The 23,765-nt window shown below is 32.7% G+C and carries 19 protein-coding genes; 4 read left to right on the top strand and 15 right to left on the bottom strand.

What is annotated here, in order from left to right:
• Window positions 1-37: 37 nt before the first annotated feature.
• The 11 genes from Q1B05_RS14985 to Q1B05_RS14935 all read right to left on the bottom strand — a co-directional run bounded on the left by Q1B05_RS14985 (window position 38) and on the right by Q1B05_RS14935 (window position 11,079).
• Window positions 38-850, bottom strand: a complete 813-nt coding sequence (locus Q1B05_RS14985) for an anti-sigma factor (protein WP_299781768.1) — start codon at window positions 848-850, stop codon at window positions 38-40.
• 1 nt (window position 851) lies between these two features.
• Window positions 852-1,382 carry an RNA polymerase sigma factor gene (locus tag Q1B05_RS14980; protein WP_299781767.1) on the bottom strand — a complete coding sequence of 177 codons (531 nt, stop codon included), beginning with the start codon at window positions 1,380-1,382 and terminating at the stop codon, window positions 852-854.
• Between the two features lie 92 nt (window positions 1,383-1,474).
• Complete coding sequence (locus tag Q1B05_RS14975; RefSeq protein ID WP_299781766.1) at window positions 1,475-2,107, bottom strand: YceI family protein; 633 nt, start codon at window positions 2,105-2,107, stop codon at window positions 1,475-1,477.
• A 392-nt stretch (window positions 2,108-2,499) separates the two neighbouring features.
• Window positions 2,500-3,204: a sulfite exporter TauE/SafE family protein gene (locus Q1B05_RS14970; RefSeq protein WP_299781765.1), complete on the bottom strand. Its 705-nt coding sequence runs from the start codon at window positions 3,202-3,204 to the stop codon at window positions 2,500-2,502.
• A gap of 1 nt (window position 3,205) precedes the next feature.
• A complete protein-coding gene (locus Q1B05_RS14965) occupies window positions 3,206-3,652 on the bottom strand; it encodes a FixH family protein (protein ID WP_299781764.1) in 447 nt (148 codons plus the stop codon).
• A 22-nt stretch (window positions 3,653-3,674) separates the two neighbouring features.
• Complete coding sequence (gene ccoG, locus Q1B05_RS14960; RefSeq protein WP_299781763.1) at window positions 3,675-5,099, bottom strand: cytochrome c oxidase accessory protein CcoG; 1,425 nt, start codon at window positions 5,097-5,099, stop codon at window positions 3,675-3,677.
• 38 nt (window positions 5,100-5,137) lie between these two features.
• Window positions 5,138-6,028 (bottom strand): cbb3-type cytochrome c oxidase N-terminal domain-containing protein, encoded by an 891-nt coding sequence (locus Q1B05_RS14955; RefSeq protein ID WP_299781762.1) that lies wholly within the window; start codon window positions 6,026-6,028, stop codon window positions 5,138-5,140.
• Complete coding sequence (locus tag Q1B05_RS14950) at window positions 6,025-6,219, bottom strand: CcoQ/FixQ family Cbb3-type cytochrome c oxidase assembly chaperone (RefSeq protein ID WP_299781761.1); 195 nt, start codon at window positions 6,217-6,219, stop codon at window positions 6,025-6,027. The genes Q1B05_RS14955 and Q1B05_RS14950 overlap by 4 nt, the downstream gene beginning before the upstream one ends.
• A 15-nt stretch (window positions 6,220-6,234) precedes the next feature.
• Window positions 6,235-8,415, bottom strand: coding sequence for a cytochrome-c oxidase, cbb3-type subunit I (gene ccoN, locus Q1B05_RS14945; protein WP_299781760.1), 2,181 nt, complete (start codon window positions 8,413-8,415; stop codon window positions 6,235-6,237).
• Window positions 8,416-8,427: 12 nt separating this feature from the next.
• Window positions 8,428-8,616: a cbb3-type cytochrome oxidase assembly protein CcoS gene (gene ccoS, locus Q1B05_RS14940; protein WP_299781759.1), complete on the bottom strand. Its 189-nt coding sequence runs from the start codon at window positions 8,614-8,616 to the stop codon at window positions 8,428-8,430.
• Between the two features lie 75 nt (window positions 8,617-8,691).
• Window positions 8,692-11,079, bottom strand: coding sequence for a heavy metal translocating P-type ATPase metal-binding domain-containing protein (locus Q1B05_RS14935; protein WP_299781758.1), 2,388 nt, complete (start codon window positions 11,077-11,079; stop codon window positions 8,692-8,694).
• Between the two features lie 95 nt (window positions 11,080-11,174).
• Between Q1B05_RS14935 and Q1B05_RS14930 the strand changes: the two genes are divergently transcribed.
• The 3 genes from Q1B05_RS14930 (at window position 11,175) to Q1B05_RS14920 (ending at window position 14,655) form a co-directional block, all read left to right on the top strand.
• A complete protein-coding gene (locus tag Q1B05_RS14930) occupies window positions 11,175-11,852 on the top strand; it encodes a Crp/Fnr family transcriptional regulator (protein ID WP_299781757.1) in 678 nt (225 codons plus the stop codon).
• A gap of 130 nt (window positions 11,853-11,982) precedes the next feature.
• Window positions 11,983-13,107 carry a VWA domain-containing protein gene (locus Q1B05_RS14925; protein ID WP_299781756.1) on the top strand — a complete coding sequence of 375 codons (1,125 nt, stop codon included), beginning with the start codon at window positions 11,983-11,985 and terminating at the stop codon, window positions 13,105-13,107.
• Between the two features lie 81 nt (window positions 13,108-13,188).
• Window positions 13,189-14,655 (top strand): sigma 54-interacting transcriptional regulator, encoded by a 1,467-nt coding sequence (locus tag Q1B05_RS14920; protein WP_299781755.1) that lies wholly within the window; start codon window positions 13,189-13,191, stop codon window positions 14,653-14,655.
• 55 nt (window positions 14,656-14,710) lie between these two features.
• Here Q1B05_RS14920 and Q1B05_RS14915 read toward each other — a convergent pair whose 3' ends face one another.
• From Q1B05_RS14915 to Q1B05_RS14905, 3 genes are all read right to left on the bottom strand, one after another.
• Window positions 14,711-16,285 carry a M1 family metallopeptidase gene (locus Q1B05_RS14915; protein WP_299781815.1) on the bottom strand — a complete coding sequence of 525 codons (1,575 nt, stop codon included), beginning with the start codon at window positions 16,283-16,285 and terminating at the stop codon, window positions 14,711-14,713.
• An 84-nt stretch (window positions 16,286-16,369) separates the two neighbouring features.
• Window positions 16,370-17,662 (bottom strand): M28 family metallopeptidase, encoded by a 1,293-nt coding sequence (locus Q1B05_RS14910; protein ID WP_299781814.1) that lies wholly within the window; start codon window positions 17,660-17,662, stop codon window positions 16,370-16,372.
• A gap of 68 nt (window positions 17,663-17,730) precedes the next feature.
• Window positions 17,731-19,941, bottom strand: a complete 2,211-nt coding sequence (locus Q1B05_RS14905) for a bifunctional alpha,alpha-trehalose-phosphate synthase (UDP-forming)/trehalose-phosphatase (RefSeq protein WP_299781754.1) — start codon at window positions 19,939-19,941, stop codon at window positions 17,731-17,733.
• A gap of 80 nt (window positions 19,942-20,021) precedes the next feature.
• Here Q1B05_RS14905 and Q1B05_RS14900 point away from each other — a divergent pair, with 80 nt between their 5' ends.
• On the top strand, window positions 20,022-21,836 hold the full coding sequence (locus Q1B05_RS14900) for a glycoside hydrolase family 15 protein (protein ID WP_299781753.1): 1,815 nt from the start codon (window positions 20,022-20,024) through the stop codon (window positions 21,834-21,836).
• A 75-nt stretch (window positions 21,837-21,911) separates the two neighbouring features.
• Here Q1B05_RS14900 and Q1B05_RS14895 read toward each other — a convergent pair whose 3' ends face one another.
• Complete coding sequence (locus Q1B05_RS14895) at window positions 21,912-23,720, bottom strand: acyl-CoA dehydrogenase family protein (RefSeq protein ID WP_299781752.1); 1,809 nt, start codon at window positions 23,718-23,720, stop codon at window positions 21,912-21,914.
• Window positions 23,721-23,765 lie beyond the last annotated feature (45 nt).

Below are 23,765 nucleotides of genomic sequence, written 5' to 3'. Positions count from 1 at the left end.
TCATGAGCATTTTATAGACTATTTACGGTCATAAAATTTATGAAACTGAAGCCACTGTACCTAGAGTATAAAGTTGTTCTAGAGTAGGGGATTTACTTCCACCAGCAGGCTCTAATGTAATTCCGAAAGCTTCAGATTTATTAGTATTTTTCATAGCAAATATTTTATTATCGTCTGCTGTAAAGTTTTCTAATGTACCTAAACTAGTAGGCGTTAACGGATTTAAAGTTAATGACCAAACTTGGTATACTTTACCTTCTGGAGGGTCTGGTAGTCCTTGTACGTCTAAATAGATACTGTTTTCCGATTTATCCCAATATACTTTAGCATAAGCTTCTGGCGAAACGGCTTGTCCGCCAAGCGGAATGGCTAAAATATCTTTATCTCGTAAAATAGTAATTAAACTTTTAGCCTGTTTTAAATCAGAGTCTGCTATTTGTATTTGTTGTTCTAGGAATTCATTATCTGTTTCAGTAACAGTAATTTTAGATTGTAATTCAGAATTTTCTTGTATAGACCACAATAAACCAACCCCTAATATTACAGCTGCAGCCCAACCAGTAAATGACAGCCAACTAGATCTTAGTCTTTCGGCCTTCATATTTATAATTTTAGCATCTGCATTTGGTTTACGTATTTTATCTGCAATCGGTTTAAAATTTAAGACAGTATTTTTAGGAGCAGTGTGTGCTGTTAATTTTAAAATAGCAGCTTCAATTTGTAAGACTTCGTTTAAAACTTCAGGATGTTTCTGCATCATATTGTATACGTCCTTGTTTTCTTCTTCCGAAAGCGCACCTGCAATATACAGTTCTAAAATACCAGAATTTATGTAGTTATTTATATCCATATTAGTTTAATACTATAGTGCGTAACTTGTTAATACAGTTTCTATTTCTTGTTTTAATAGTGCCAATAGGCATATTTAGAGTTTCTGATGCTTCTTTTTGGGTATATCCTTTAAAGTATAACAACTCAATAACTTCAATACATTTTTCAGCTAGTTTATTTACAAATTTTTCAATGCCAATTGCATCGGTTTTGTCATTTAAATTATCTCCGTGTTCTAATATATCTACGAAAAATTGAGCATCAAGGTTTTGTTTTTTATTCTTAAAAGATTTAGATCGGGTTTTGTCTATAGCAGCGTTACGTGCAATATTTAAAATCCAAGTAAAAAAACGTCCTTTATCGGCAGAATAAGTTTCAGCTTTGTGCCAAGCTTTGATAAAAACATCTTGCATAATTTCTTCAGCAATATCTTGATCTTTTACAATATTAAAGATGACACCATGGATGTTTTTGGCATACATATTATATAACATTTCAAAAGCCTTCTCGTCTTTTTGCTGGAATTGTTCAATAAGATGTTCTAACTGCATATAGTTATTTATAAGGTATGAAAGTAGTTAAATCTATTCACAAAAAAAAGCTGCATAAAGCAGCTTTTTTATTATTATATATTAAAGAGATTTTATTGTTCTCTTAAATAGGTGTCTATTTTAATTCCGACTTCTTCCCATGTTTTACTTACACCATCTGCACCTGTGTGTAAAACTAAACACGCTTCGTGTAATGTACCTAAAGCATCAAGTGCCTTCCAATCTTTTAATTGCATAACACCGGTAAGAGAAACTCGTCTGTCTTCTGTTACGCTATATGCTAGTGGTAAATCGTGAGTTTCACCATTCATAGTTATAGTTGCAACGGCTTCTGTTGCAGAAGTAGTTTTTAACGTTCCTTTTAAAAATTCTGTATCGGCCATAACATTGAAAAAGAATTTTTGCAATTTACCATCACGAATAGAGTCTTTAGAAAAAATACTGCTTACTGGTATAGAAAATTCAACATCATTTAAAGCTTCTTGTACAGATGCTCCAGAATGAGGTTTAAAATTTAAAGTAGTAAATACACCAGAGACAGGAGTTTTAGCTGTTGTTTTATAAGCTGTCCAGTTTACAGTAGTACCTTCTGGTTTAATTACAAATTGTTCTGTTTTTTCTACAGGAGTTTCACTTTCTGTTGCTGGAGTCTCTTTTTTGTCTGATTTACAGCTTGTAGTTAAAGCTAAAGCAAATACAGCCATAAGAATTGTTATTCTTTTCATGATAGATATTTTTTGTTATTATATTGAATTTCTAAATTACAGAATATTTATTCAAATTCAAATCTAAGTCAAAGGTAATGCAAAATTAGAATTTAGGGCTAAAATGAAAGCATGTTTTGCTTTATAGAAATGTTAATAATTTTAATTAAAATGGACGATTTTGCTGTGAAATTTAGAAGTCTTTAACAGTCTGTGTTAAATAAAGTGTAAAGTTTAAATACAAGTTTGTGTACGTACTAGTAAGCACTTACATTTACAGTAATAAATAGTTAGTTTTTTTTAAACAATTCTATTATAATTTTGGTTGGTTATAAAATAGAATTAAAAAGTTTGTTAGTTAATTTTTAGTTTAAGAAGGGAGTTGTTTTACATGTTAAAATAATTCCCTTTTTTTATTCTACACATTCCATAGTACTTTCTACTGTATCTGTATTCACTTTTGGAGACATATAAGGAATACCAAGACCAAGACCCCTAATAATAAAGAGAATACCTATAATTATAACGAATACCGGAATTAATTTCTGAATACGTTTTTTAGCTAAACTACTTAGCATATTTCCGAAATATATGGCTGTTGTCATTAGCGGAATGGTTCCTAAACCAAATAAAAACATATATAAACTCCCTTGTAAAGGATGTGCTGTTGCGATAGAAGATAATACGGCCATATAGACTAATCCACACGGAAGAAATCCATTTAAAAAGCCAATGGTTAAGAAAGTGTCTGCTGTTTTTTTCTGAAGCGCAACACCCATACCTTTTTTTACTTTTGAAATAATTTTGAATATAGGCTTCGAAAAGTTGTACTTACTGAACGTTTTATAAGGTAGAAGTACAACAATAATTAGTAAAACACCTATAACAATTGAAAGTTTTTGCTGAAGCCCAAAGACATAAAGTCCTTTACCTAAAAAACCAAAAACAAGACCAATAATACTGTATGCAAGAAGGCGTCCGAAATGATAGGTGAATATCTGACTTATTTTTTTTAGAGAATTACTTCTGTCTACCGGGAGCATAAATGCAATAGGACCGCACATACCAACGCAATGAAAACTTCCTAATAGGCCAAATATAAAGGCTGAAATAAACATTTTAGTAAACTAGAGAGTTCTTATATAGGTAACTAGAATTGTTGTTTTTCCAATCTACAGTTAAATTCCAACGACCATCAATTAATTTTTCTTTAGGAACTAATAAAGTATGAGAACTTAGAACTATTGGTAAATCGAAATCTAAAGATTTGTTAGAAGGTCTATATAAAGATACTGTTCCACTAATTTTAGAGATGTTCATTGAATTTGGAAATTGTATAAGAATCCCTTCATCAGTGTGTGTCCAACTTATATTTTCGTCTAATTTTAAAGCATTTTCTTCTTTATCAATATCATCTTGTAGTGTTAATTCTTGTTTGTAATAATCTTCTACAACTAAATCGTGATGATATTTTTTATCGGTCACCATATTTACAACTAAATACATGATGAATGCAATAAAACACCCAAAAGCAATAACAATTCCTGTTCCCCAATTAATTCTCATGACATTATGCTTTAAGTAAGTATTATTTATAACTTCTAGGAGCCATAAAGCTCACCGTTGTTGTTTCGATTAATTTATCGTGACTATAAACCTCTAATTTTAATTTATTTTTATCTCCTTTTAAGTCCGATTGTTTTATTTCTATAAACAATGTGCCTTCTGCTAAACCTTGTCCTGGTACTATAAAATGATCACTAGCAGATACTAATTTCAATTCTCCTGGATAATCAACTAATTTAAATGTAACATCATCAATATCATCATTCGTCTTGTTTATCAATTTATAAGTAAACACGTTACTAATAATGTTATTCTCTTTATGTTCATATAATTGACCTGGAAGTCTTAAAACGGTAGCTTCTAAGTCGTTTCTTGTAAATAGCATTGCGCCCCAAACAAGTAATAATATTATTAAAACAGCTGTATAGCCTTTTAAACGTAAATTGAATTTGAATTTTTCTTTCTTTTCAATTTCATCTTCACTAGCATATCTAATTAGCCCTTTTGGTAAGCCAACACTATCCATAATAGTGTCACATTCATCGATACAAGCTGTACAGTTTACACATTCTAATTGTGTTCCGTTTCTAATATCTATTCCAGTAGGGCAGACATTAACACATTGATTACAGTCTATACAATCCCCATGACCAAGAGCTTCTCGGTCTTCATTTTTACGGAATTTTTTTCTTCCATTTTCACCTTCACCACGTTTATGGTCGTAAGCAACAATAATAGATTTATCGTCTAATAATACCCCTTGGAGTCGCCCGTAGGGACAAGCAATAATACATACTTGTTCTCTAAACCAAGTAAATATAAAGTAGAAAATGGCCGTAAAGATTACTAGAGGTATTAATGTCCCAATATGTTCTGCAGGACCTTCCTGTATATAGGATAATACTTCGTCTCCTCCAATTAAATAGGCTAGAAAAACATTGGCAATAAAGAATGAAATAATAATAAACAAAAACCATTTTAAAAGGCGTTTTTTTATTTTTTCTGCATTCCAAGGCTGACGTTCTAAACGCATTTGTTTACCACGATCACCATCTATCCAGTATTCTATTCGTCTGAAAACCATTTCCATAAAAATAGTTTGTGGACAAATCCAACCACAGAAAATACGACCAAATGCGACTGTAAACAATGTAATGAATACTACTCCGATTAAGAGTGAAACCACAAAGAGTTTGAAATCTTGAGGCCAAAAAGGGAACCCGAAAATATTAAAACGGCGTTCTAAAACATTAAACATTAAAAATTGATTTCCGTTAATTTTTATAAACGGAGCTATAATTAAAATGATTAATAAAAAGTAACTAACAAGTTTACGTTTGTCGTATAATTTTCCACTAGGTTTTTTGGGGTATACCCATGCGCGTTTTCCGTCTTCCGTTATAGTGCCAATAGTATCTCGAAATACTTCTTGCTCTGGAGTTTCCATTATTTAGTGGAGTTTTAATATCAATTTTTCAGTGTTATTTATTCAGCAACATTCTCTGCTACCCATATGTCACCTTCAGCTTCTTTAGGTTTAGCAGGTGTTGTGCCTTGCAAACTTAAAACATAACTAGCAACTTGAGCAATTTGTGCAGGTTTTAAACTTTGTTTCCATGCAATCATACCTTTTCCGTCACGACCACCTTCACTAATAGTATGGAATACATTTTTAATTCCTCCACCTAAAATCCAATGATCATCGGTAAGGTTTGGACCAATTCCACCTCCACCATCTGCCATATGACAAGCGACACAGTTAGATTGGAACGTTGCTTTACCAGCATTTAAATCTGAAGCATCTGTTAATAAAGTTACTGTATTAGCATCAACTAAATCTTTAGCTGTTCTTTTATATTCTTCAATTGCAATTTTTGCATCTGCTAGTTCTGTTTGATATTCATCTATTTGAGAATCACCATTAAAAACCTCGTATTTAAGCATATACACTATAGCAAAAACGATAGAGATGTAAAAGGCATATTTCCACCATGGTGGAAGTTGGTTATCTAATTCACGAATACCATCGTAATTATGATCTAGAATAATTTCACTTTCTTGAGCAATAGGTTTTTGTCCTAGAGACTTAATATAAGTGTCTCTAATCCACTGAATAAATTTAGGTGTTTTGTCTCTGTTAGCAATATATCTTGCTTTTCCTTCTTCATCTAAACTTTGGTATAGGATGTTGTCTAGAGCAGTTACAATACCTTCGATAGACATAATAACTACTAAAACTAAAAGTAAGAAAACCAATACTATTGGGTATTTTATAAAAGCGGGTTCGTTTCCTGAATCTACAAAATATTCAACTAATCCGGCTATTAGAAAGAATAAGACGGGTACTCTTATGTATGATGGTATGTGTTTTCTCATAATGTGGTTTCGTTTTGGTGGTTATCTTTTTCAAAAGGAAGGTTGCTTACAGATTCGATATAATCTTTTTTAGCAGTAAGTACCCACCAAAAAAGAATAACAAAAAATCCGAAGAATATTAAAAGTGACAGTATTGGGTATATTTCTATACCCGCAATACTATCCATATAATTTTTTACGAAGCTTAACATGATTAAATAGTTTATTTATTCTACTTCTTTTACTTTAATATCTGTTCCTAATCGTTGTAAGTAGGCTATTAGTGCTACAATTTCACGATTTTTCATTTCAACAAAATCATCACCACTTTCTGCAGCCGATTTTTTATCGTTTTCGTATGTTTCAGCAAAATCAGGATCGTTATATAAATTCTTTTCAATTGCAGTTCCTTGTTCTAACATACTTTGTTGTGCATTGGCAATGTCTTCTTCAGAATATGGTACACCTAAAGTAACCATAACTTCCATTTTGTTTTCTGTATCAGATTTATCTAATTCGTTTCTAACAATCCATTGGTAAGCTGGCATGATAGAGCCACTAGACGTACTTTGTGGATCATACATATGGTTTAAGTGCCAGTTGTCTGAATATTTTCCTCCAACACGATGTAAATCTGGTCCTGTACGTTTACTACCCCATAGGAATGGGTGATCGTAAACATATTCTCCTGCTTTAGAGTACTCTCCGTAACGTTCTACTTCACTTCTAAACGGTCTAATCATTTGCGAGTGACAGCCTACACAACCTTCACGAATATAAATATCACGACCTTCAAGTTCTAGAGGGGAGTATGGTTTAACACTACTTATAGTAGGAATATTAGATTTAATCATTATTGTGGGTACAATTTGTATAATACCTCCAATTAAAATAGCGATAGTCGCTAAAATTGTTAATTGAATAGGTTTACGTTCTAGCCACGTATGGAAACCTTCACCAGCAACACGTCTTTTAGAAACACGCTCTAAAGCAGGTGCTTCTGCTAATTCGTCTGTTACAGCAGATCCTTGTTTAATTGTTACAACAACATTATATACTAATACAAGTAAACCTGTTAAGTATAATGTACCACCAATAGCACGCATAGCATACATAGGGATAATTTCTGTTACGGTTTCTAAGAAGTTACCGTAAACAAGAGTACCGTCTGGGTTAAATTGTTTCCACATACTTGCTTGTAAAAATCCAGCAACATATAAAGGAAGTGCGTACATTACAATTCCTAAAGTTCCGATCCAGAAATGTAGGTTTGCAAGTTTTATAGAGTACAATTTTGTCTTAAATAATCTTGGAACTAACCAATAAATCATACCAAAGGTTAAGAATCCGTTCCATGCCAATGCACCAACGTGAACGTGAGCTATAATCCAGTCTGTATAGTGACCAACAGCATTTACACTTTTCAGAGATAAAAGCGGACCTTCAAAAGTAGCCATACCATAACCTGTAATGGCTACAACCATGAATTTTAAAACAGGGTCTGTTCTTACTTTGTCCCAAGCACCTCTTAAGGTTAATAACCCGTTTATCATACCACCCCAAGATGGCATTAATAACATTACTGAAAAGGCTACACCTAAATTTTGTGCCCATTCTGGTAAAGCTGAATATAATAAATGGTGAGGTCCTGCCCAGATATAAATAAAGATTAAAGACCAAAAGTGAACAATAGACAATTTATAAGAGTATACCGGTCTGTTCGCTGCTTTAGGAACAAAATAGTACATTAATCCTAAGAAGGGTGTTGTTAAAAAGAATGCTACTGCATTATGTCCATACCACCACTGTACTAAGGCATCTTGTACACCAGCGTAAACAGAATAACTTTTAAATGCGCTAACAGGTAATTCTAAACTATTAAAAATATGTAAAACGGCAACAGTAACGAATGTCGCTAAATAGAACCAAATGGCTACATATAGGTGACGTTGTCTACGTTTTAAAAGTGTTGCAATTAAATTCCATCCAAAAATAACCCAAACTACAGCAATTGCAATATCTATAGGCCATTCTAATTCGGCATATTCTTTTGAAGAAGTATATCCTAAAGGTAATGTAATTGCAGCAGCAACAATAATAAGTTGCCAACCCCAAAAATTGATGTTACTTAAAGTATCACTTGCCATTCTAGCTTTTAACAAACGTTGCGAAGAATAGTATACCCCAGCAAATATTGCATTACCAACAAATGCAAAAATAACGGCATTGGTATGTAAAGGTCTTAAACGTCCAAAACTTAACCAAGAAATACCGTCGGTTAGGTTAGGAAATAGGAAGAAGAATGCTAGTAGTAGTCCTACAGCCATTCCAATTACTCCCCAAAAAATGGTTGCGTAAATGAATTTTTTAACGATTTTATTATCGTAGTAGAATTGTTGTATTTCCATAGTGAGAGTTAATTATTCTTTTTTGGTTAGTATGGTTTTGTCGGTTGTTTTTTCTTCAATTAGTTCGTCTTCAAACAGCATGCGTACAGACGGTGTGTAACTATCGTCGTATTGTCCACTCTTTACTGCAAAAATAAATGCAATAAAAAATAGTATAGCGACGATAACGCTGACTCCTAATAATATGTATATAACACTCATTGCTGCTTAATTAATCGGTAAATGTAAAAGGGTTATTGTATACAAAATATGACTTTTGTCATGTTTTGTATACTGCTAAACCAATTTTCTCCCAGCCCAGTTAGAAGCAATGGTTGTAAACACAACAATACTTATCGAGCTAAGTGGCATTAGTATAGCAGCTATAACTGGCGCAAGTTGCCCTGTTATAGCAAAATACAATCCTATTAAATTGTATAATAAAGATAATAAAAAACTCCATTTTACAATCTTTATAGCCCTTTTTGACGCTATTAAGAATTGTTCTAATTTATGAAAAACCGAGGCATCCATAATACCATCACAAGCAGGAGAGAATATATTGATATTTTCAGATAGTGCAATTCCTACTTCACTTTGTGCTAAAGCTCCAGAGTCGTTAAGTCCGTCTCCAAGCATTAATACCTTAGCACCTTCAGTTTGATGATATTTTATATATTCTAATTTATCTTTAGGCTTTTGATTGAATAGTAATTTTGTTTTTGTGGGGAGTATTTTTCTTAAGTTATTAAGTTCACCTTCATTATCTCCAGAAAGTATAGCTAAATCGTAATGTTGTTTTAATTCATTAAAAAGTTTAGAAAGTCCAGTTCTGTAGCTATTATAAAAAGTAAATTTTCCTTTATAGTTATTATTACTACTTATGTGTACGCTTGTTTGTAATGATTTTACTAATTCTTTTTTTCCAACAAAATTGGCAGATCCTACTTTTATATCATCTTTGTTTAAAGATGCTTGAACACCTTGCCCAATATGTTCTTCAAAAGAATCTAAAGTTACAATATCATTAGCTTTTAATATATCGTAAAGCGTTCTACTTAATGGATGATTAGAACCTCGTAATGTGTTTTTTAATAAACGCTCTTCAGAATCGGTTAAAGGTACACCGTCGTAAGTTGCGGTACTTTTCTTGTTAGATGTAATTGTCCCAGTTTTATCAAATATAATGGTGTTTATCGCAGCCATTTGTTCAATAACACTAGCGTTTTTTAAATAGAGTTTATGTTTTCCGAAAATGCGTAGCATGTTTCCAAAAGTAAAAGGTGCAGCCAGAGCTAGAGCACATGGACAAGCAATAATAAGCACGGCTGTAAATACATTCATGGCTTTACTTGCATCGTAAAATAACCAGAATGTAGTAGAAAGAACTGCAATGCTTAAAATAGCAACTGTAAATCGTTTACTAATAGTATTGGTTAAATTAACAAAGGCTTCCTCTTTATTTTTATTAAAAATATCGTGACTCCAAAGTTGTGTTAGATAGCTTTGTTTTACTTCTTTTAAAGCCTCCATTTCTATACTTCCAGAGGTTTGTTTTCCGCCAGCAAATAATTTGTCTCCAGATTTTTTTTCAATAGCTTCAGATTCTCCTGTCACAAAACTATAGTCAATAGATGCATGTCCATTAATTAAAATACCATCTACAGGAATTAATTCTTCATTACGAATAAGTAAACGGTCTCCTTTTTTAATATCGTAAATCTGTATTGGAATTTCTTCAGTTTCAGATACAATTTTAGTTACCGCAATAGGGAAGTACGATTTATAATCGCGCTCGAAAGAGAGGAAGGAGTATGTTTTTTGCTGAAAAAATTTCCCTAATAACAAAAAGAAAATTAAACCAGTTAAACTATCAAAAAAACCTTGTCCCATATCTAAGGTAATTTCTATGGTACTTCTAATAAATAGTACAAGGATACCTATGGTTATTGGAACATCTATATTTAATATTTTAGCACGTAATCCTTTAAATGCTGAAATAAAATAATCTTGGGCTGCATATAAAACCACAGGAAGAGAAAAGGCAAACATTAACCATCTAAAAACAGGCTTGTATTGGTCTAGCCAAAATTCATTCACTTCGAAATACTCAGGAAACGATAGAAACATTACGTTACCAAAAGCAAATCCAGCAATTCCTAATTTGTAAATCATAGAACGGTTTATATGCTTTTTACCGTCGCTATAATCATCTAAACTAATATAAGGCTCGTAACCAATGGTACTTAAAAGAATAACAACATCTTTTAGAGACGTATTTTTATGTTCATATGTAATACGAACTGTCTTTTTATTAAAATTTACTTGAGAGCTTGTAATTTCAGAATTTAATTTATGTAAATTTTCTAAAATCCAAATACAAGAACTACAGTGAATATGCGGAATATACAACGTGGCAATTTGTATAGACTCATCGTTAAACTCTAAGAGCTTTTCTAAAATCTGGGTATCTTTTAAAAAATTGAACTTACCTTCATTAATTTTGGGTATTGCTCCAGGAGATTTTTGTAGGTCGTAATAGGCCGTAAGATTGCTTTCTGAAAAAATTTCGTAAACCGTTTTGCAACCATTACAACAAAAAGATTTTTCGTCGAAGATAATTTCAGTATCATCACAACTATTACCGCAATGGTAACATATCTTGTTTTCTGAAATTTTACTCATCTTTTTTATTCTCCAAAGGTTTAAAATAGGAGCTTACAAAAATATGATAATTGTCATGGATTTACTACTTTTGTCTCTAATTAAATTTTTTGAGAATGAGTGATTGCGAACAATGCATGGTGAGGAAGCTTAGTGCTTTAAAAATGTTGAAGGGAGAAGAGATAAAAGCCATTTCTGGTTGTAAAGTAACAAAAACAATTAAAAAAGGTGAAGTTGTCTTTAAAGAAGGGGATATGCTTAATGGTGTGTATTGCATTAGCTCTGGAGTTTGTAAATTAACTAAATTAACAGAAAAAGGAAAAGACCAAGTTGTAAAATTGGTTATAAAAGGGGAGCTTCTAGGGCAACGTTCGGTAATTATTAACCAAACCGCTAACTTAACGGCTACTGCGTTAAACGATATGGAAGTTTGTTTTATTCCAAAACAAGAAATTTTACAAGACTTATTAAAAAATAACGAATTTTCTTTTAGTGTTTTAAAACGTATGGCTACAGATCTAAAAGAAGCAGAAATTGCTATTGTAAATATGGCGCAGAAATCTGTTAGAAAACGTTTAGCCGAAATTATTCTGTATTTATATAATAATTTTGGAGTAGATGAAAGTAGTCATTTAAAAGTACCGTTATCTAGAGACGATTTTGCAAGTATTGTAGGTACAGCAACAGAGTCTGTAATTAGAACACTCTCTCAGTTTAAAAAAGAAGGTTTAATTAAAACCTCAGGAAAGAAGATACAAATAATGAATCAAGAAGGATTAGAGTTAATGGAATAACCCTAATTTAATTCATGTTTTTAAAAAGTATAAAGTTGAATAGCTGTGAAAAGCGATTCAACTTTTTTTAGTTATAAAGTTATGTGAAAGCGTAAAGATTTCTTTCTTTAATTACTATTTTTATAATGCTATGAAAAAAACAATTCACAAAAAAGGCTTTGTATTTCAGGTTTTTGAAGCGGAAAATAAATCCCCTTTCGATACTCTTTTTGAAATATTTAAAGAATTAATTACGCACACTTCTGGAGACTTTGATGAAGCCATAAGTTGGTTGCGAGAATTAGATAAAGAATATAAACTTACAACCGCAGAATATACTATAGACAATTTTATTGAAGACCTTAAAAAGAAAGGTTATATAAAAGATGAAATAGACAAAAATGGTTCGGGCGGAACAATAATAACTGCAAAAACAGAACGTGCAATTAGGCAACAAGCTTTAAATAACATTTTCGGAAAACTAAAACGAAATGGTTCTGGTAGCCATAAAAGCAAATCTTTAGGAACAGGAGATGAGCATACGGGCGAATTTAGAGGCTATCAATTTGGAGATGCTTTAGATAAAGTATCGATTACTGAAAGCTTGAAGAATGCACAAATTAATCATGGCATCGGAAGCTTTAATCTAACTGAAGATGATTTGGTAGTCGAAGAAACACTTCATAAATCACAAATGAGTACTGTACTCATGATCGATATAAGCCACAGTATGATTCTTTATGGAGAAGATCGTATTACGCCTGCAAAAAAGGTAGCGATGGCATTAGCCGAATTAATTACAACACGATACCCAAAAGACACTTTAGATATTTTAGTTTTTGGAAACGATGCTTGGCTTATCGAAATTAAAGATTTACCATATTTAAAAGTAGGACCATATCATACTAATACAGTGGCAGGATTGCAATTGGCCATGGATGTGTTAAGACGAAAACGACATACTAATAAGCAAATTTTTATGATTACAGATGGAAAACCAAGTTGCTTGCGTATGCCAGACGGGCAGTATTATAAAAATAGTATGGGATTAGACGAATTTATTGTAAATAAATGCTACGATTCTGCGCAACAGGCTAGAAGATTACACATTCCAATTACCACATTTATGATTGCGAAAGACCCGTATTTAACTCAGTTTGTGCAAGAATTTACAAAAGCGAATCAAGGAAAAGCATTTTACACCGGCTTAAAAGGTTTAGGAGAAATGATTTTTGAAGATTACGAAACTAATAGAAAAAAACGAATTAAAGGTTAAGAGATTAAAACAAAGAGACATAAGAAAATACAATATTTAGTTTTTTTTGAATCTTAAATTAATTTCTAAAAACATACATATATGAAAATTGAAAATATAAAAACATTAGGAGCTTTAAAAACTTCAGGGTATAAAAGTAAATCGATTAAAGATGAATTACGTGATAATTTAATTGAAAGATTAAAGAACAATGAAGTTACTTTTGAAGGCGTTCATGGGTATGAAAATACTGTAATTCCAGAATTAGAACGTGCTATTTTATCCCGACATAATATTAATTTACTTGGATTACGCGGACAAGCAAAAACGCGTTTAGCACGTTTAATGGTGAATTTGTTAGACGATTTTATTCCAGTTGTAGAAGGTTCTGAAATTAATGACGATCCGTTACAACCTATTTCAAGATTTGCAACAGAATTAATCGAAGAGAAAGGTGACGATACGCCAATTTCTTGGTTACCAAAAAAAGAACGCTTTGCCGAAAAATTAGCAACGCCAGATGTAACAGTAGCCGATCTTATTGGTGATGTAGATCCCATTAAAGCAGCGCATTTAAAATTGAGTTACGCAGACGATCGTGTAATTCATTATGGGATGATTCCTAGAGCAAACCGATGTATTTTTGTAATTAACGAATTACCAGATTTACAAGCCAGAATTCAAGTAGCACTATTTAATATTCTTCAAGAAGGAGATATTCAAATTCGTGGATTTAAGTTAAGAATGCCTTTAGATATTCAGTTTGTGTTTACAGCAAACCCTGAAGATTATACCAATAGAGGTAGTATAGTAACGCCATTAAAAGATAGAATTGGTTCACAGATTATTACACATTATCCAATGGATATTGAAACGGCTAAAAAAATTACAGCTCAGGAAGCTAAGCTAAATAAAAATCAAACAGAACGTGTTGTTGTTCCAGAATTGGTAAAAGATATCCTAGAACAAATTGTTTTCGAAGCACGAGATAGCGAATTTATTGACGCAAAAAGTGGTGTAAGTGCACGTTTAGGAATTACAGCTTTAGAAAATTTGGTAAGCACCGCCGAGCGTAGAGCATTAATTTCAGGAGATGATAAAACAGCAATTAGACTTAGCGATTTTGTAGGTATTATTCCTGCAATCACTGGAAAAGTAGAACTGGTTTACGAAGGCGAACAAGAAGGTGCTTCTGTTGTCGCTTTTAATTTAATAGGTGATGCGGTACAAACATTGTTTCCGAAGTTTTTTCCGAAGATTGAAAAGTTAGAAAAACAAGATGAAGAATCGCCTTATGATGCGATTGTTTCTTGGTTTTTTAATAATTCTGAAGGTTTTGAATTGCTAGACGATTTAGATGAAGTTACTTATAAATCAACATTAGATGCTGTAACACCATTGCAAGATTTAATCAATACATATCAGCCAGATTTAAACAAAGACGAACACTATATTATAAAAGAATTTGTGCTTTGGGGATTAGTACAATTTAATAAATTAAGTAAATATCGTTTTACAGAAGGGATTCAGTTTAAAGATCCTTACGGAAGTTATATTAGCGGATTGTAAATAAAAAAGTCAGATATAAAAAAAAAGCTATCTTTTAAAGATGGCTTTTTTTTTGTTATAGCTTATTATACTCTACATAAAAATCAGGATCAATTTCTAAATTTTTATCTTTTATAGCCTTTGTTTTCCATTCGGCAGTAGGGTGTATCCATTGCGATTTTCCATCTAAAGTCATTTGAATAGGCATATCGAAACCAGTAACAATATTTGTCCAATGGTAATGTAATGTGTTATTTTTAATTTTATATTCTAAAGTAGGAATGCGAATATCTCTTAAATACTGATTGAAAAACTCGGTTAAATCTATACCTGTTTCATGACTTAAATAATTTTCAATTTGCTTTGTGTTAACAGTTTGGTGATAGAATGTTGTGTTCATGCCTCGTAAAATCTGTCTCCACTTTTCGTCATCTTCTATTAACTGTCGTAAAGTATGTAACATATTTGCGCCTTTATAATACATATCTCCAGAACCTTCACTATTTACATCATAAACTCCAATAATTGGTTTATTGTTTATAATAGATTTACGTGTTCCTATAGCATATGCTGCAGAAGCTTCTTTTCCGTAATAATAATCTAAAAATAAGTTTTCAGAATAAGCTGTGAAACTTTCATGAATCCACATATCAGCAATATCAATATCGGTAATATTATTGGCAAACCATTCGTGACCTGATTCGTGAATAATAATAAAATCAAATTTTAACCCCCAACCTGTTCCAGATAAATCACGGCCTAAATATCCGTTTTTAAACTTATTTCCGTACGTTACAGAACTTTGATGCTCCATACCTAAATAAGGTACTTCAACTAGTTTATAACCATCTTCGTAAAAAGGATAAGGTCCGAACCAATGCTCGAAAGCTTTCATCATTTTAGGAGCGTCTTTAAAGTGCTTTTTTGCTTTCTTAAGATTATCTCTTAGTACATAATAATTCATATCTAAAGGCCCATTTTCTCCAGGATAGACTTCTGAAAAATGAACATAATCACCAATATTTACGTTTACACCATAATTATTAATTGGATTTTTTACCGACCAAGTATATGTTTTTCTGCCATCGCTTAACGTTTTTGTATCTGTTAGTCTTCCGTTAGAAACATCCATTAAATTTTTAGGTGTCGTTATACTAATATCCATACTATCTACTTCGTCGTACATGTGGTCTTTACATGGCCACCAAACACTAGCTCCTAAACCTTGACAAGATGTGGCAATAAAATCATTTCCATGATCATCTTTTTTCCAAGAAAAACCACCATCCCAAGGTGCTCTAATAGCTTCTTTGGGATGCCCTTCGTAATACACTTCTATTGCATTTACTGCACCTTTACGCTGTGGTTTGGTAAGGGTTATAAAATGAGCATTTCCATCGTCAATAACTTGTAATGTTTTTCCGTCTTGTGTTACTTTTATAATTTTTAAAGGATCTTGTAAATCAATTTGAAGCACATTAGCAGGTTCTAAAACGGTATATTGAATGGTGTTTTGTCCAGAAATAAATTTGTTTTCAGGTTTAACTTCTACGTTTAAATGATAATATGTTAAATCCCACCAAGCACGTTCAGGAGTTATACTTCCGCGAAGTGTATCTTGATGTGTGAAACTCTTTTTGTTTGACAACATTTGACTAAATGCAGAAGTTGAAACACATAGAATAAAGAGGAGAAGAATATTAAGTTTTTTCAATGTTGAAAATTTTAAAATAATTTATTTTTTTATAATTGCATTGGGGAAAACAACAGGACTTTCAAAGCCATTTTTATTGATAGATGCGACTCCAAAATAATAATTGTCTATAACAATACCGTTTAACGTAAACTCTGTAACATTTCCTACAGATCTGCTATAATCCCAAGTGGGCGAGGTTGTATCTCTCCAATATATTTTGTAACCCACGGCACCTTTTACTGTATTCCATTTTAATTTTGCTGCCGCTTCAACAATTCCTCCAATAGCTACTGTAGTAGGAGCAGGAGCAGACGAAGCTAAAGAGGCTAAATTAATAGCATTTACAGCGGTTAATTTTTTAGTGTAATCAAAATTTACATGCTCAAAAGTATCACCATATTCAATGCCGTTTTCTGTACGCACATCTTGATGTTGTTGGGTATAGTTTTCATGAGCTTCCATAATTCGGATACCAGCAAAACCTAAATCGTTAAACGGACGATGGTGACCACCTCTTCCAAAACGATCTAATCTGTAAATCATTATAGGATTCATTTCTGGCATATACGTTTTTGTTGTTTTGTATATGTATCTCGCTAACTGACGCGAAACTCCATCGACTTCACCACCGTAAAAACGGCGCATTTTACGTTCGCGTTCTGTTTCTGTAGGTGGCACAGGTTCAGAAAAAATTCGAAAAGATCTATTGTCAATCACTCCATCTACACCTTCAATATTACCAATCATGTCGTTATTAAACACGCCTATAATATCCCAATTATTTGCTTTAGCATAAGCAGCAAATCCGGCACCACCAAATAAGCCTTGTTCTTCGCCAGATAATCCTAAATAGACAATGCTACTTTCAAATTGGTATTGCGATAATACACGAGCTGCTTCAATAGTTCCGGCCATACCCGAAGCATTGTCATTTGCACCAGGAGCATCAGTTGTAAAGTCCATAGTATTACTAGCTCTAGAATCTATATCGCCCGTCATAATAATATAACGATTTGGATATTTTGTCCCTTTCTGAATCGCGACTACATTTACAACCCAAGCATCGTGAGGTACTCGAGGATTTCCTTCTTTAGTAACAAAGTCTTTCTGATAAAACACTTTAAGACAAGAGTTACAGGTGTTAGAAATAGAATTAAATTCATTTTTAATCCAACGTCTTGCAGCTCCTATACCTCGAGTATTAGAAATGGTGTCGCTAAATGTATTACGTGTACCAAATTCGGTCAATGTTTTTACGTCTTGTTGAATGCGATCTGCAGAAATAGCATCTACAATATTATAAATTTGCTGATGATTTTGAGCAGATAGCATGAGACTGCTTAGGCCTAAAATGGCACATAAGTATAAACGATATGTCATAGATAAAATTGAAATTGAATTTAAGATTTAGTAAAAGTATCTAATAGTTCGCGTACTTCTGCAGTGTTTTTTACATGATATTTTGCATTTGTTTTTTTAAACCCAACTTTAACGGTATAGGCAGAATATGGTAATTCTTCAAACATATATTCGTCTGTCCAATCGTCTCCTATAGCAAACATGAAATCGTAATTATCTTGCGTTAGTAAACGAGATGCTGCACGTCCTTTATTTACATTACTACTTTTTATTTCGGTTACTTTATTTCCTTTTAATACCGTAAGACCATGATTTTCAATTAAACTATTTAGTACTGTATTGAGTTCTATAGTTCGTGTTTGAGCTAATTCTGGGTCTGTTTTTCTATAATGCCATGCTAGAGAATATTTTTTCTTTTCAATAAAAGTTCCAGGAGTTCTATCTACAAAGGTTTCTAGAACAGGAAGTATGTTTTCCATCCAATCGTTTTTAAGATGTTCTAGCATCATCCAATCTTTTCCTGATTCTTTAAGCCAAACGCCGTGGTCTGTAACTAAAGTATAGTCTTTTTCTGCAAACCATTCTTCAAAAGTTTCACGATCTCTTCCGCTAATAATAACTAGTTTCACACCTTCTACAGCATTTATTTTGTCTAGTAATTCAAATAATTCAGCATCTGGTTTACAATCTTTCGGATTGTCTTTAAATCCAACAAGTGTACCATCAAAGTCTAATAATACAAGTTTCTTTTTAGCAGAACTAAAGGCTTTAGAAATATCTTTTTTTAATGTTTTATTTAAACGTTTAGAAATAAATACATTTTCTTTTTCTTTGGTTGATTCTAGTGCTTTTAAAAATTCTTCTGCCCATTTTTCAACACTATAACGTTCTAATCGTTCTTGAAGAATTTTAATTCTAGTTTGTTGTTCTTCAATAGGCATTTCAATAGCTTGTTTAATGGTATCCGCTATCTGATCAAAATTATTAGGATTAATTAAAAGTGCCTCATTCATTTCTTTAGAAGCACCGGTCATTTCACTTAAAATAAGTACACCATCTTGATTAGTACGGGTTGCTACATATTCTTTAGCGACTAAATTCATACCATCACGAACGGGTGTAATTAAAGCAATGTCTGAAGTGGTGTATAAATCGATTAAGTTTTCAAACGGCATAGAACGGTAGAAATACCAAATTGGTGTCCAACTTACTGTTGAAAATTCTCCGTTTATGCGTCCGACTAATTCATCTGTGTCGCGTTTTAATTTCTGGTATTGAGGCACGTTAGAACGCGAAGGTACAGCTAATAAGATTAATCTTACTTTTTCCTTAAACTGTGGGTATTTATTTAAGAAATATTCGAAAGCTTTTAAGCGATTAGGAATTCCTTTTGTATAATCTAAACGATCTATTGAAAGTATAATTTTAGCGTCGGAAGCCGATTTTATATGTTCGTCTAAACGGCGTTGTAATTCTGAACGTTCTTTTTTTTGTTGTGTATCGTTAACTAGGGCTGCATTATAGAATTTATTATAATCAATTCCCATAGGAAAAGAATCTACAGTAACCGTACGGTCTAAATAATCTATATTATTAAAACTCACTTCAAGTCTTAAAATTCGTTTTATTGAGCTTAAGAAATGACGTTCATAATCGTAAGTATGGAACCCTATTAAATCGGCTCCAAGCATTCCTTCTAGTAATTCTTCACGCCAAGGAAAGGTTCTAAAAATTTCGAACGAAGGAAAAGGAATATGTAGAAAGAATCCAATAGAAATATTTGGTTTTTTATCGCGAATTAATTTTGGTAATAATAGTAACTGATAATCGTGTACCCAAACGGTGTCTCCATCATTAACATTTTCTAGAATAACATCGGCAAATTTCTGATTTACGGCTTTGTATGATTCCCATTCAGAGCGTTCAAATGAGGTGTATTCCATAAAATAATGGAACAAAGGCCAGAGTGTTTTGTTACTAAAGCCTAGATAAAAATTATCTACATCTTCGGTCGTTAAAGGTACTGTGACACATTTTTCTTTGGTTACAGCTTCTTTTACTTCTTTTTCTAATTCAGGAGTTAGTTCATCTTCTGTTAATCCAGACCAACCCACCCAGATACCGTTACCTTCGGCGTGTACAGATTTCATTCCGGTGGCTAAACCTCCAATACTTGGTTTAATTTCTAGTTTAGAATTTTCTAATTTTACTTGTAAAGGGAGTCTATTTGAGACTATAATAGTCTTATTCATGGAGTTCAATTTTGATTAGCAATAAGTTTTTCGTTAATTTAAAGAAAAATTGGTTGTTAACCATATAAAATGAAGATTTAATGAATAATTTAGATTATGGAATTATAGGAAATTGCCGAAGCGCTGCACTTATCTCAAAAACAGGAACTATAGAATGGTGCTGTTTACCAGAATTCGATTCTAGTTCGGTTTTTGCAAAAATATTAGATGAGAATATTGGAGGTCATTTTGGTATTAAAGTAGACGAAAGTTATACTGTTACACAAAGTTATTTGAATAAAACAGCGATTTTAGTAACTTCATTTAGTAATGGAACAGATGCCTTTGATATTATGGATTTTATGCCCAGATATCACAAAACGACAGGAGGTTATCAGTCGCCTCCAGAAATTATTCGATTTATAAAATATAAAACAGGGACTCCAAAATTTTCAGCAGATTATAATCCAAAATTGGAATATGCTTTAGGAGAAACAAATACGTTTGTAAAATCAGATTTCATTGTTAGTTTAACTGATAAGGAAAAATTTGATACCCTTTTTATGTATACAGATCTAGACAAAGACGCTGTTGTAAATGGTATTGATATAGAACTTACTAAAGACGCCTATTTTTTAATAGGTTATAACGAGAAAATTTTTAAACCAGATGTTCATAAAGCTTATATTGAGTTTGAACGTACTAAAGTTTATTGGTTAAACTGGATGGATAGTACACCGTCTTATGAGCGTTATAATGAAGAAATTGCGAGAAGTGCTATTACACTAAAACTTTTAACTTACGATAAAACAGGAGCGGTATTAGCAGCCGCTACAACATCTTTACCGGAAACGATAGGAGAGGTACGTAATTGGGATTATCGTTTTTGTTGGATTAGAGATGCATCTATGGTCGTGAAGGTCGTGTCTCATTTAGGCCATAAAAACATTGCGAAGCGTTATTTAAATTTTATTATTGATTTAATTCCAGATAAAGACGAGAAGCTTCAAATTATGTACGGTATTAATAAAGAGAAGAAATTAACCGAGGAAACCTTAGATCATTTAAGTGGTTATAAAGGTTCTAAACCAGTTCGTGTTGGGAATGCTGCTTACGAGCAACGACAAAACGATATCTATGGTATTTTGATGGATGTTATCCATCAACAGTTAGTTAATTTTAGTACAGATATAGAAAACGGTGAAGAAATTTGGACGATAACTAAAGGTATTTTTTGGGTGGTTAACAAGCACTGGAAAGAAGCAGATAAAGGAATTTGGGAGTTTAGAACAGAAGAGCGTCATTTTACTTTTTCAAAAGTGTTATGTTGGGTTGCTGTTGATAAAGCCATTAAGGTTGCAGAAATTTTAGGAAAAACAGCTAAGGCTGAGAAATGGAGACCACTTGAGCAAGAAATTAAAGCAGATATCATGACGAATGCTTGGAACGAAAAAGTACAAGCGTTTACACAATCGTATGGTTCAGACGATTTAGATGCTTCTGTTTTATTGATGGAACCTTACGGTTTTATTGATGCCAACGACCCTAAATATGTGAATACTGTAAAAGGTATTGAACGCGATTTAAGTAACGACGGATTATTATACCGTTATAAAAATAAAGATGATTTCGGTTTACCATCATCATCATTTACAATTTGTACATTCTGGTTTATAAACAGTTTGTATAAAATAGGAGAGGAGCAAAAAGCAAAAGCCTTGTTCGACCAATTATTATCTTATAGCAACCACTTAGGATTGTTTAGTGAAGACGTAGATTTTGAAACGAAACGATTATTAGGGAACTTTCCTCAAGCGTATTCACACTTAGCATTAATAGAAACAGCTATTAATCTATCTAATGTTACTGAAGAAGAAAAGGTTATTGAATGTATGCGTGAAAAACAAGTTAAATAAGATTAAAAATAAAAGGCCAATTCTTAATAGGATTGGCCTTTTATAAAATAAAAATAGAATTAGTCACACATTATTTTAGAAACAATATTTGTTTTCTGATTTTACTTTCTCTGCGATTTCATTTCTTAAATCTACAATATCAGGATAGTTAACGTATTTTGTAAAACGTTTAAGTCCCATTAACATCATACGTTGTTCGTCGCCTTCTGCAAAAGAAATAATGCTTTCTTTTCCTTTTTTCTCAATAATATCTACAGCTTGGTATAAATATAATTTAGACATAGAAATTTGTACTTTTTGAGACGCTTCGCCAAAACGTTTAGCATTCTTCTCTGTTCTTAAAATAGCCGATTCAGCCATATAAATTTCGATTAATATATCTGAAGCCGCCATTAGTAATTGTTGGTGGCTTTCTAATTCTGGTCCAAATTTTTGAACAGCAGCACCAGCAACCATTAAAAATACTTTTTTAAGTTTAGCCACCATTGCCTTTTCTTCTGAAAATAATTCAGAGAAATCAGGAGTGTCGAAAGATGGAATTCCCATTAAATCTTCTTGAACCTTCATGGCTGGACCTAATAAATCCACATGGCCTTTCATGGCTTTCTTCACTAACATTCCTACGCAAAGCATACGATTAATTTCGTTTGTACCTTCGTAAATTCTAGCAATACGAGCATCTCTCCAAGCTGCTTCCATAGGCGTGTCTTCAGAGAATCCCATACCACCAAAAATTTGAATTCCTTCATCTGCACAATGTTGTACATCTTCAGATACAGCCACTTTCAAGATAGAACATTCAATAGCATATTCTTCAACACCTTTTAATTCAGCTTCCTGATGAGTGTTTCCTGCAGCTTGTCGCATAGCAATGCGATCTTCAATATTTTTTGCAGCTCTATATGAAGCCGATTCGCCAACATATGCATTTGTAGCCATTTCTGCTAGCTTAACTTTTATCGCACCAAAGTCTGCAATTGGTGTTTTAAATTGTTTACGCTCGTTTGCATATTGTACCGCAGTTGTTGTAATACGTCGTTGCGAATCTAAACAGGCAGCAGCAAGCTTAATACGACCAATATTTAAAGCATTCATCGCGATTTTAAAACCTTCACCACGACCTGCTAACATATTTTCTGTAGGGACAACAGTATCGTTAAAAAAGACTTGTCGAGTAGACGATGCACGAATTCCTAATTTGTGTTCTTCTTCACCTAAAGTAATGCCATTTGCATTGTCTTTATCATATTCTACAATGAAACCTGTAATATTTTTATCGTCTTCAATACGTGCAAACACAATCATTAAACTACAAAAACCTGCATTTGAAATCCACATTTTTTGTCCGTTAATGACATATGATTTTCCGTCTTCAGAAATTTTAGCAGTTGTTTTACCTGAATTAGCATCACTACCAGCTCCAGGTTCTGTTAAAGCATAAGCTCCGAACCATTCTCCTGTAGCTAATTTAGGAACGTATTTTTGTTTTTGTTCTTCTGTACCATAAAGTGTAATTGGCATAGTCCCAATTCCTGTATGCGCGCCAAAAGCGGTACTAAAAGATCCTGTTCCACTAGAAATATAATCGCACGTTAGCATGGTAGATACAAATCCCATTCCAAGTCCGCCATATGCTTCAGGTACCGAAACACCAAGGAATCCAAGTTCTGCAGCTTTACGCATTACTTCTTCAGTAAGAGCGTAGTCTTTCGCTTCGAATTTCGCTTTATTCGGAATAATTTCACGCTCGTTAAATTCCATAACGGCTTCCTTCATCATAATTTGTTCTTCCGAAAAATCTTCCGGAGTAAATACGTCTTCACATTGGGTGTCCTTGATCAGGAATTGCCCGCCTCTAATTATATCTTTTTCTGTAGTTTCCATTTAATTTAGTTGTTTGTTTATTAGTAGATTCAAAGATTAGAAATC

The sequence above is a fragment of the uncultured Formosa sp. genome (assembly GCF_947500765.1).
Taxonomy (GTDB): domain Bacteria; phylum Bacteroidota; class Bacteroidia; order Flavobacteriales; family Flavobacteriaceae; genus Formosa.
Note: the sequence above shows the minus strand (reverse complement) of the source record. Positions and strands in the feature narration are given on the sequence as shown.

Coding starts and splice junctions, on each gene's coding strand:
- Q1B05_RS14930 (WP_299781757.1), top strand. CDS start 11,175: ATGAGTGATTGCGAACAATGCATGGTGAGGAAGCTTAGTGCTTTAAAA.
- Q1B05_RS14985 (WP_299781768.1), bottom strand. CDS start 850: ATGGATATAAATAACTACATAAATTCTGGTATTTTAGAACTGTATATT.
- ccoN (WP_299781760.1), bottom strand. CDS start 8,415: ATGGAAATACAACAATTCTACTACGATAATAAAATCGTTAAAAAATTC.
- Q1B05_RS14975 (WP_299781766.1), bottom strand. CDS start 2,107: ATGAAAAGAATAACAATTCTTATGGCTGTATTTGCTTTAGCTTTAACT.
- Q1B05_RS14980 (WP_299781767.1), bottom strand. CDS start 1,382: ATGCAGTTAGAACATCTTATTGAACAATTCCAGCAAAAAGACGAGAAG.
- Q1B05_RS14965 (WP_299781764.1), bottom strand. CDS start 3,652: ATGAGAATTAATTGGGGAACAGGAATTGTTATTGCTTTTGGGTGTTTT.
- Q1B05_RS14925 (WP_299781756.1), top strand. CDS start 11,983: ATGAAAAAAACAATTCACAAAAAAGGCTTTGTATTTCAGGTTTTTGAA.
- ccoS (WP_299781759.1), bottom strand. CDS start 8,616: ATGAGTGTTATATACATATTATTAGGAGTCAGCGTTATCGTCGCTATA.
- Q1B05_RS14915 (WP_299781815.1), bottom strand. CDS start 16,285: ATGTTGTCAAACAAAAAGAGTTTCACACATCAAGATACACTTCGCGGA.
- Q1B05_RS14895 (WP_299781752.1), bottom strand. CDS start 23,720: ATGGAAACTACAGAAAAAGATATAATTAGAGGCGGGCAATTCCTGATC.
- ccoG (WP_299781763.1), bottom strand. CDS start 5,099: ATGGAAACTCCAGAGCAAGAAGTATTTCGAGATACTATTGGCACTATA.
- Q1B05_RS14905 (WP_299781754.1), bottom strand. CDS start 19,941: ATGAATAAGACTATTATAGTCTCAAATAGACTCCCTTTACAAGTAAAA.
- Q1B05_RS14910 (WP_299781814.1), bottom strand. CDS start 17,662: ATGCTATCTGCTCAAAATCATCAGCAAATTTATAATATTGTAGATGCT.
- Q1B05_RS14955 (WP_299781762.1), bottom strand. CDS start 6,028: ATGAGAAAACACATACCATCATACATAAGAGTACCCGTCTTATTCTTT.
- Q1B05_RS14920 (WP_299781755.1), top strand. CDS start 13,189: ATGAAAATTGAAAATATAAAAACATTAGGAGCTTTAAAAACTTCAGGG.
- Q1B05_RS14900 (WP_299781753.1), top strand. CDS start 20,022: ATGAATAATTTAGATTATGGAATTATAGGAAATTGCCGAAGCGCTGCA.
- Q1B05_RS14935 (WP_299781758.1), bottom strand. CDS start 11,079: ATGAGTAAAATTTCAGAAAACAAGATATGTTACCATTGCGGTAATAGT.
- Q1B05_RS14970 (WP_299781765.1), bottom strand. CDS start 3,204: ATGTTTATTTCAGCCTTTATATTTGGCCTATTAGGAAGTTTTCATTGC.
- Q1B05_RS14950 (WP_299781761.1), bottom strand. CDS start 6,219: ATGTTAAGCTTCGTAAAAAATTATATGGATAGTATTGCGGGTATAGAA.